The sequence below is a fragment of the uncultured Sunxiuqinia sp. genome (genome assembly GCF_963974515.1).
In the GTDB taxonomy this organism is placed as follows: domain Bacteria; phylum Bacteroidota; class Bacteroidia; order Bacteroidales; family Prolixibacteraceae; genus Sunxiuqinia.
Genome location: NZ_CAXBDD010000121.1, coordinates 1 through 9,900, shown reverse-complemented (window position 1 = coordinate 9,900; position 9,900 = coordinate 1). Strand labels below are relative to the sequence as shown.

The following is a 9,900-nucleotide window of genomic DNA, read 5'->3' as shown; positions in this document are numbered from 1 at the left end:
GCCTGTTGTTTAAAATATTGTTCATCTTGCTTTTTGTCCAGTATTGAAGCGAACCTGGACATTCGGTTAAGCAAATGATAATAGAAACTTGTTGCCATCAAGCCTCCATCGGTTATTCTCTCCGGATCTTTTGAATGAATCAAATCAAGGGATTCAGGAGGCATACACCAGTCACCATACACATCCTTAGTTAGGATATAATCCTCCATGTAATTACTGGACATATATTCCAACCATCTTTTCATTGAAGAATAGTGATTTTTAACCGGGCGTTGATCTCCTCTTTGCTCAAATAACATATTGGCAGCAAATATGTACGCAGCCGGCCAGGTAATATTATCGCTGTAAAAGGGCCAGTAATTTGGAGCAACATCAGGCAAGCTACCTGATTCACGTTGGGAGTCTTCTATATCCTGTAGCCATTTTTCGTAAAGAAGTGTGTGATCAAAAATAAAACTCTCGCCATATGAACCTGTTGCCCTGTCGCCAAGCCATGGCATTCTTTCATCTCTTTGGGGGCAATCGGTTGGAAAACTGCGATAGTTCCCCATGATTCCCCACACCGCATTGTTATAAATCTGATTGAGCGTCTGATTTGAAGTTTCAAACTCCCCAATCGTTTTCATTTCGTCATAGTTTACTTGCCCTGTCAGATCCTTCAGTCGAGGCATGGAATCGATCCCCGATATTTCTGCATATCTAAAACCTTGGTAGGTGAATGTTGGATTCCATTCAAAAACCCCATCTACTTTAGGTGTATATCTATTTGTTACTTCCGCTCCACGTAAGTTGTCCATATAAAGTGATCCATCATCATTTAAAGTTTCAGCAAAACGCATTACTACCGCGTTATCCTTTGTACCATACAAATGAACTTTTAACCATCCCACCATGTTTTGCCCCATATCGACAATGTATTTTCCATTCAGTTTTGTTATACTAACTGGTTTAATTTCTTTCATTGTCCTGATATTTGGATTCCGTTGTGCTATTAACTTACCTCCAGGTTCTTCCACCTTTTCCGCCTCAATCCAATTACGATCATCGAAACTATGATTTGTCCATCCCTGAAATTCTAACCTTGAATCATATTCCTCTCCATCAAACTCATTATTGGAGACAATAGGACCTCTGAGGTTTAATTTCCATGAAGCATCACTTACTATCGTTTGAGTCTCCCCATTTTCGTATTCTATTTCCATTTGCATCAGGAGCTTTGGAAAACCGAAGTGTTTAGCAGGAGGAACTCCATATCGTTCATCTAACTTATTTCTTACTGTAAAATATCGCCCATTCCCTAGAACAACACCAATGGCATTAGAACTTTGAAGATGTTCCGATACATCATAGCAATTATAGTTTACATGTTTTGTATAGTCAGTAGCTGTGGGAGAAAAAATATCGGCACCGATTTTTTCACCATTGATGTAACATTCATACATACCTAAACCACATATGTAGAGATGTGCAGAACGAACATTTTCCTTGAGAGTAAATTCTTTTCTTAAATACCTCGCAGAAAGTCTTGTATTGACAACGTCGTAAAGTTCTTCCCCTTTATTAGTTAAGCTGTCAAGACCAATCCAGGAAGCATTCCAATCTTTTTCTTCCAGAAATGCCATTCTCCATGAGTTTATATTACTCCAATCCGATCTTCCCTTATTTGTCCATACTTTTACTTTCCAAAAATATTCTTGTCGCGATTCCAAATCTTCGCCCTGATATTGAATAAAAGTCGATTTATCTGACTTGATTTTCCCCGTATTCCAAACCAGGTTTTTTTCATGGTATAAATCCTCCCTTGATTTGGCGACAATAATTTGATATGCTTCCTGCCTGATATTATTTTCTTCTACTCGAATTTTCCAAGACAAACGGGGATTTGCAAGATCAACACCTACAGGATTGGAACGCAGTTCTGTCTGAAGGTCAAGAAATATGATTTCAGGACTACACCCTGATGTGATCCAAAATATCACCAGCAGATAGAGAATCTGTTGACGGATTACTTTTTTTATGATTTCTATTATCATTTTGTTTTTATTTTTTCTATCGTCCATATTCAACCTGTTCACCGCATGACCAGCCTTCTAAAACATCATTCAACGATCAGCTTTTTAACAAATCCGCCTTCCTTCCGAATCCCTCGCAGGACATACAGTCCTGGTTCCCAGCCGCTAACATCAATCTCCAATTCTTTAAAAGGGTGATGACTGGAATAAATCATTTGTCCCGTGAGATTATAAACTTCAACGCTTGAGGATTCAGATGCCTCAATACGAACGCTATTATTCGCCGGATTTGGGTAAACCTTTACAAAATCTGAATTCAATCTATTCTCACTCAAATCTGTCGTTGCGTCCTTTGGACTAAAGTTGTAATTAAAACGCCTGTCTGGAGCTGATTCTCCATCCGTAAAGAAGTCGGAAATATCATTGAGGTGTTGAGGATTATCTGCCCACTTGAAATAAAATTCAGGGGTGTCATCTTTCATATTCATTGCAGAACGCGGAATACCAATTTCCATTTCATTTCCACGAAAGGCGAAGGGAGCAGCAACTTCATTGCCCCACGCCGATCCTGTCCATTGCATTAACGTTGTTTGTGTTGACGAGTTTACATTCTTATTTATCAGGTAATCATAGCCTTCCCAGCCTGTTTCCTTGTTCTTGTCAGCATCAATAAACAACAACATCCAGTTGGGATCGTCTGAAGGACTCAGGTCCCTCAATGTTTTCACGTAGAAATACAAGCTGTCGTTATCATATCCGACCTTGCTACTCATGATATCATTTCTTCCAGTTGTGTTGATATATTCCAATCCACCGTATCCATTGTGTTTTCGATGGCGGGTGTCTCCTATGGCATCGCGGAACTCGTTTGGGAGCTGTTCCCAGTCACTAAAATCATTATCGACACTTAAATTGCTTATTCCTTTATTGATTGAGTGTTGACGTACTCCTTTATACCTTCTTATGTTCTGCACCATCTGCATGTAGTAGTTGTCTGTGTAGCCATCTTTCATCGGTTGAACACACCGGTTAAATTCAGCATTATACTGGTCAACGAAATAATAAGGACTGTTTCGACGCATAAATGGATTTACGAGACCATCATGGTATTTCCCGGCAGTCCATTCATTCCAGTCGTTGATATAAATAAATTCAGGATCCGATTGAATCGCTTCATCCCAACGTTCCTGAAAATATATTCCGTAAGCTTCCGGGTTTTCGACGGTTTTGTTTAACCAAGGAACATAAGTCGATTTTGGCATATCATATTCATTAAGCTCCGGTTCACCATTTACCCGACTCCATGATTTGCCAACCAATGAGGATGGATGTTGGGCTGGCGTTACTGCAGCCTGTTCATTACGGCCATTATGTGTGGCCACCAAATCGTCGGGATCCATGTTTTTTACATTGACATCATCCATTTGGTAGCCAAAGCTCCAGTTATCTTCCGTGCCAACGTATCGTGTTCCTGCCCAGTTATAATACCCCCACCACATATTCCGTTTTGTAAAAAACTCTTTTACTTCCTGGGTGTAGTCTGTCAAGAATTCTTCTGTATAATAGGGATCTCCATAATGAGGATTACTTGGATTGGAAACCGCGTCTGGATCATAATTAGGATTTGGATTTGTATATCCACCCCCGGTAGCATCAACAGATGGGTTGGCGTTGTACAGCAAAAGGGGTTTATCGTCCCAATAAAACCAAAGGTCTTTATAACGCTCGGTTTTATAAAACCAATCGTAAAGGTCTTGAACAACCGAAATAACCGGACCATTAAAAGCCCAAAAACAGAACTTTGGCACTTGATTTCCTTCGGCCTTTATCTTCTGCATCGTTTTAAAAAGCACTTCCCATTCGTCCCAATATCTTACGGCATTGGTCACATCCATTATCAGTACATCCACTCCTGCATTGGCAAGCATGGCCATATCTTTACGAATTACATATTCATCCTGACTGAGGAAATACCCCATTTCAGGTTCACCCCAATGGAAACTATTTGTTGCCCAAAGCGGATGGTAGGCATCGAATCGGGCACTGGGATCAGCCTTCAGGATTTTTGTTACATCTGCAGAATAAGGACTTGTGAAATTTGTATGGTGTCCTTGAGTATGCCAGGTGATATAAAAAATTCCAACAACACGTCTTTTATCATCTTTAGGCTCACCAACATCGTCATAATCCGGCATTCTTCTGCCGAGCGCATCGGTTGCAACCCATGTATCTGTGTACAAATCTCTGTAGGGACTTTCAAATATGATCGTGTCAGCAGGATTGAATACTTCGGTTATATCATTATACTGAATGGTTGCACGGTATAATCTTAATAAAGCATCTCTTTGAGCAATTGCTACATGCCCAGTTGCTTCAACCTCCATTCCGGCAAAACTGCCCATAGTTTGCATACTCGCATTATACACCGTACCGGAAGTATATAGATCCTCGTTTATATCATCCAGATCGATTCTTATGAAAGGAGATTCATTGTAAAAAACATAAATGCTTGTCCCAAAATCTTCTATTCGTAACGTTTTTCGATCAAAGAGGCTGTTGACACCATTTGGTTTCGGAACATAAATACGAGTAAACGCAGTACCTCCGCCAGCCCCTTTATCTTCCCCCGAAAACTGAACAATCATTGAATTGCCATCACTGGTGGGATAAAAAGCTACTCCCTCCCGATTGAAACCAGGATCATGGTCGGGTTCCTGTATGCTTTCCGTGAGATTCGCTATGCGAATAACAACACCTCCTCTGTTTGAGCCATTTGAATAATCATAATCGGCTTCAAAAATGTAAGGTTGGGCATATTTCTCTTTAGAACACATCACCCGTTTTTCAATCCATTTGAATTGTAAGGCACCAGTTGAAATATCACTGGCGCTAAAAACTCTGCTTTGTAACGTATTCCATTGGTTATAAAACGTAAATCGTTCCCATCCGGAAGTAGAATTGAATTCCTGACTGTATCTATTTTTATAATCAGTCGCTGGACGTTCGTCCCAGGATTGTGCGCCAGCCGATGAATAGATTAATAGAGTCAATAACAGTATTTGTTGCCTAAAGCTAAATTTTCTTCCCATATCAGATAGTTTAAAACATGAAGGTTTATTCCGATTTATTCGGGATAACAAGTTTCAACGTATTTCTTACTTTTACTTTTCCATTTTTAGATGCTTTTACTTCTTTGGGGATTTGAATACTAACAGGAACGGCTGTATTTAAAACGTATTCAATGTTATTCCCTATTTTAACCCATTTTACAGAAATTACATTTCCATCGGGTAAGGGCATTTTACCTTCAGCATCAGTTAAATGACCAGTATGGAAGTTAAAATCGAAACTATTGGACTCTTTGTCAAAAGTGGGATGTAAACCCAGGACATACCTGGATAATTGCCATGTCGGACATCCCGACCACTGATGACAATGCGACCAGCGAGTATCAAACACTTCAAGCCACGTGGTGCGGTTGTCTTGCAAAGCCCACCCCCAGCTCTTGCGGTACTGGTCAAGTACAAAATCCATCTCGCCATTTTCAATCAGCAATGGGAAAACATAATGGGCAAAATATGGCGTGATTAATTGAGGATTATTAGCGTCGGGGTCGCTTAACCTTGGAGCATCCGGATTATTTGGAAAGCAATTAAGAATATGTTGTTTGATATATTCAATACCATGTTTGTTTTGGTTTTTGGGTATAAAACCGGTCAGCATTCCCAATACGGTACGGTGATATCCAATTGTATCCCAGTTATATTCAGGATTGGAATGTCCTGCAAAATACCTTGAAATGATCGATGATATTTCCTTTTTATACTTTTCATATATGAATGCTTCCTCCCTTTTATTCAATAATTTTGACCATTCTACCATTTCCTGTAAAGCAATATAGTAGTGTAAATTTAAAGACATGTCAGAAGAGCCCTCGTTTGCCACATACCCCCAGTCAACAAAAGGCCAACCTGCATCATTTGAAAGACCTTCCGTAGTTAAATGCAACTGGAAACCAGCTATATTTCTTTGTGCATAAGAATATAAATCTTCGATAATAGATTTATCTCCCGTAAATCGGTAATAGTTCATGCAGGCGTGTACCCATTGTGCTGAAAATGTTGACAAGAAGGCTTCATTGCCGGGACTCAGGCCTGCAACAAATCCATCGCTATTCGCGCAGTGGGCACTCTGAACCAGTCCGCGGCGACAAATTTCCACATCGGAAAAACCAACGCTACCAATTGACAAACCAACAATGCCAAAATCACCGAGCCACTGTCCTCTTTCGCGCGTAGGATTGTCAACAAGAGCATCTTCGGCACACGATTTATAAGTTTCAATGCCTGTTTGCCAAATCCTGTTTAATAATTCATCGTTTGATTGGAATTCCCCCTCCTGCTTATCGTAGTATGACCGTACGATGAATTTTTCTTCCATGAAACTGATTTTTTCAGGTTGGGCCTTAATATGGATTTCCACAAAACGTCCTCCTTTGGGAACAAGGGGGAAAAACTCCTGTTTGCCGCCTCGAGCTACAAAATGGTCCAGATTGTATGAATCACTTAAAGACAATGTTATCCATGGAGCGACCCTTCCATGACTCAAAAACTCGCTGTAGGCAAATTCTACGATTGCTCCTTCAGGTAGATCCAATATGAATTTTGGTCGGGACAGTTGCACTTTGCCTAGATCATAACGCTTCCAGACTCCTTGCGGAGGCAGCTTTTCACATTTCAAGTCTCGCAGGAAAAAACGTGCAGAAGGATTGTCTTTTTCATAACCGTAAACCTCAGCCAATTTACCTTCTGCTATGGATTCCGGAAAAAGTTCAAGCGATTTAACTTCACTGATTTTTGATTTTTTTAAAGGGCCTATTTCCCGCTGAACTTCAACAGGTGCATCCCATGTCGTATCATCAAAATCAATATCCTTCCAGTTTTCTGGTATTTTCCTGGTATCTAACCATTCAACCCACCCCAACTGTGCACTAATTCGAAACATCTGATTTTCATACCCTTCCAACTCTTTGCACTTCCAGAAAACAGGAATTTCCTTGTTTGTATGTAGAATTCTACAGTAAAAAAAAGGCTGAATAGCTTTTAGCATCCGGGTATCAACACCATCATAATGTACCTGTACAGCAAGGAAATGTTTCCCTTTTGGAAGTTTAACCTTTTTTGACTGATACTCCGGATACATGGGGCTGTAACGATCAGGCCCCTCGTAAAAATAATTCCCATCCAGCCAAATTACATACCAGGACGCTCCGCAAAATTGCATTTCAAGCTCGGTCGTTTCACTCAGTGAAAACGTTCCGCGAAAAGCCAAATGACTATCTTTTAAAGCCTTCCCCTCATCCTGCCACAATAGAGAAGCATCAGTCGTAATTTGAGCCTGACTGCTATAAAACAAACTTATTAGACCGGAAACTATGAGCAGAATATTTCGATACGAACTTCTCATTAACCTGGTTTTTGTACTTACTTTTTCCAAATACAACGGTAATTAAATCTTCGGTTCGGGGCAGTATCTCCTCCTGTACAGAGTGAGAGGGGGTCATCCAATCCTACAGGATTATCGCTCCATTTAAAATCAAATATGAAATGATTCCCAACAAGCCCCAATTGATCTCTGGGTATTTCAATCTCCAATTGACTATTTGCATAATTATATTTCAGAATAGCTTGGTTTTTCCAGCTTTCTTCTTCCTGGTTGTAGCGCATCAACACGGTATTCTCATGGTCATCAATCACTTTATTCACCAGGTAATCGTAACCAAACCATCCGGTTTCTGAATTATTATCTGCATCAATCAGCAAGAGCATCCAATTTTCATCCTCATGCGAAGTCAAAACCTGACTGGTTTCAACATAGAATGCGATATTTTTTTCACTGACAGCCACCTTACTTGTGATAATATCATTGCGGCCCGTTGTATCGATATAATGTAATCCACCGTAACCGGGATGGTCCCTGTGAAATACATCGCCTTTAGTATCACGGTATTCAATTGAAATCTCGTTCCACTCATCAAATTCACCGTCAACTTTCACTTTCTGATATCCATGGTTAACAGGAATTGGCCTAATTCCTTTATACCGGCGGATATTCTGAGCCATCTGCATGTAATAGTTATCTGTATAACCGTCTTTCATTGGATGAATACACCGATTAAACTCAGAGTTATACTGGTCAACGAAAATAAACGGATTGTCCCGGCCTAGCCATGGCATGGTATTTCCAGTGATTTTATTGGTAATTCCCCCGTTATCATCAGGAGAGTATTTTCCTGCCGTCCATTCGTTCCAGTCGTTTATGTAAAGAAACTCCGGAGCAGCTTCGATGGCCTCATCCCATCGTTCCTGAAAATAGATGCCATAACCTTCAGGATTATCAACGGTATCACCCAACCACGGAACATAAGTTGGTACAGGCAAATCGTATTCATTCAAGGCAGGTTGTCCGTTTTTACGCGACCATGATTTACCTACGCCCATATTCTCTTCCGTCATGGTTACCGGGTGTTGCGCTGCAGTAACAGCTGCCTGCTCTCTTTTCCCGTCATGCGTCGAAAGCAGCTCTTCAGGCTCAAGGGCTTTTACTTTTTCATCGGCCAGACTATAGCCAAAACTCCAGTTATCTTCTGTTCCGACAAAACGTTCTCCACCCCATTCGTAATAGCCCCACCACATGGTGCGAAGTGTAAAGAAGTCTTTTACCTCTTTCGTATAATCCTGATAAAATTCTTCCGTATAATCCGGATCTTGATAATGGGGATGACTTGAATCTGTTACTGCCAAGGAGTCGTAATTGGGATTGGGGTGTTTTATACCTCCCCTGTTCGCATCAAAATCTGGTTTCCCATTATAAAGCAATAAAGGTTTTTCATCCCAGTAAAACCAAAGGTCAGCGTATTTTCCTTTTTTGTAAATTTTTTCGTATAAATCCTGAACCACGGTAATTACCGGTCCGTTAAAAGCCCAGAAACAAAGTTTTGGCACTTTATTGCCCTCTGCCTTCATTTGCTGCATTACCTTATAGGTAACTTCCCACTCGTCCCAGTAACGAACAGCATTTGTAACATCAAATATTATTACATCTACACCTGCATCCGCCAGCATCGACATGTCTTTGCGAATGACGTATTCATCCTGGCTAAGAAAGTAGCCCATTTCCGGTTCCCCCCAGTGGTAAGAATTTTCTGTCCATAAAGGATGACTTGCATCCAAACGTGCTTCAGGTGCTGCATTCAGAATTTTAGTAACATCTGCGTTATAGGGTTTAGACATGTCGGCTTTATCCTGGGTGTGCCAGGTAATATAGAAAATACCGGTTACCCTGCGCTGGTCATTCTTTACCGGACCAACCTCATGAAAAGAGGGCATGGTTCGTCCCAAAGCATCTGTTGCTACCCAGGTATCCGGATAGATGTCTCGAAAATCAGTTCCTTCTTCAAGAATAGAAGACGTATTGGTCACGGTACGCTTGTTGCAGGCAGTGCTCAAAACAACAAGTATTACGATTAAAATAAGGCAGTTGTAATTTTTCATTTTATTCTTTAATATTTAGAGAAATCCTAAGTGAGGAGCCTGCTTTGACTTCACTAGTAGATTTCAAATTAATTGTAAGGGTATTTCCATCCTGCTTACTCTTCTTAATTACCTGTTCAACTCCATCAAGTTTTACTTTAATGCTGCTTCCTGTTTTTGTGCCTGGAGTAGCCAATACAATGTTCTTTATTTGTGCGCTACCAAATTTAACTGCCAGCTCAGCTGTTTGTACCGTTTGGTTTTGAGTTTGTGAAAACAAGCCCCAGGCGGTTGATGTAGTAAAGAAAGATGCGTGGTCTTCCGGTGTAATTTCCGGTTTAAAACCAATGGTTTGC

5 protein-coding genes are annotated in these 9,900 nt (G+C 40.5%); all 5 read right to left on the bottom strand.

Going from position 1 to position 9,900, the window contains the following annotated elements; all coding sequences use genetic code 11:
• The coding region (locus tag AAC033_RS16930; protein WP_339740294.1) for a family 78 glycoside hydrolase catalytic domain at positions 1-2,060 on the bottom strand (2,060 nt) is incomplete at its 3' end.
• Between the two features lie 38 nt (positions 2,061-2,098).
• Entirely contained in the window at positions 2,099-5,101 is a 3,003-nt protein-coding gene (locus AAC033_RS16925; RefSeq protein ID WP_339740292.1) for a T9SS type A sorting domain-containing protein, read from the bottom strand.
• A gap of 25 nt (positions 5,102-5,126) precedes the next feature.
• Positions 5,127-7,478 carry a hypothetical protein gene (locus AAC033_RS16920; protein ID WP_339740290.1) on the bottom strand — a complete coding sequence of 784 codons (2,352 nt, stop codon included), beginning with the start codon at positions 7,476-7,478 and terminating at the stop codon, positions 5,127-5,129.
• A gap of 17 nt (positions 7,479-7,495) precedes the next feature.
• Entirely contained in the window at positions 7,496-9,565 is a 2,070-nt protein-coding gene (locus AAC033_RS16915) for a hypothetical protein (RefSeq protein ID WP_339740288.1), read from the bottom strand.
• Between the two features lies 1 nt (position 9,566).
• Positions 9,567-9,900: hypothetical protein (locus AAC033_RS16910; RefSeq protein ID WP_339740286.1), on the bottom strand; the 334-nt coding region annotated here is incomplete at its 5' end.

What these genes read in the sequence shown, in the direction of transcription:
- AAC033_RS16920 (WP_339740290.1), bottom strand. Translation starts at nt 7,478, where the DNA reads ATGAGAAGTTCGTATCGAAATATTCTGCTCATAGTTTCCGGTCTAATA.
- AAC033_RS16915 (WP_339740288.1), bottom strand. Translation starts at nt 9,565, where the DNA reads ATGAAAAATTACAACTGCCTTATTTTAATCGTAATACTTGTTGTTTTG.
- AAC033_RS16925 (WP_339740292.1), bottom strand. Translation starts at nt 5,101, where the DNA reads ATGGGAAGAAAATTTAGCTTTAGGCAACAAATACTGTTATTGACTCTA.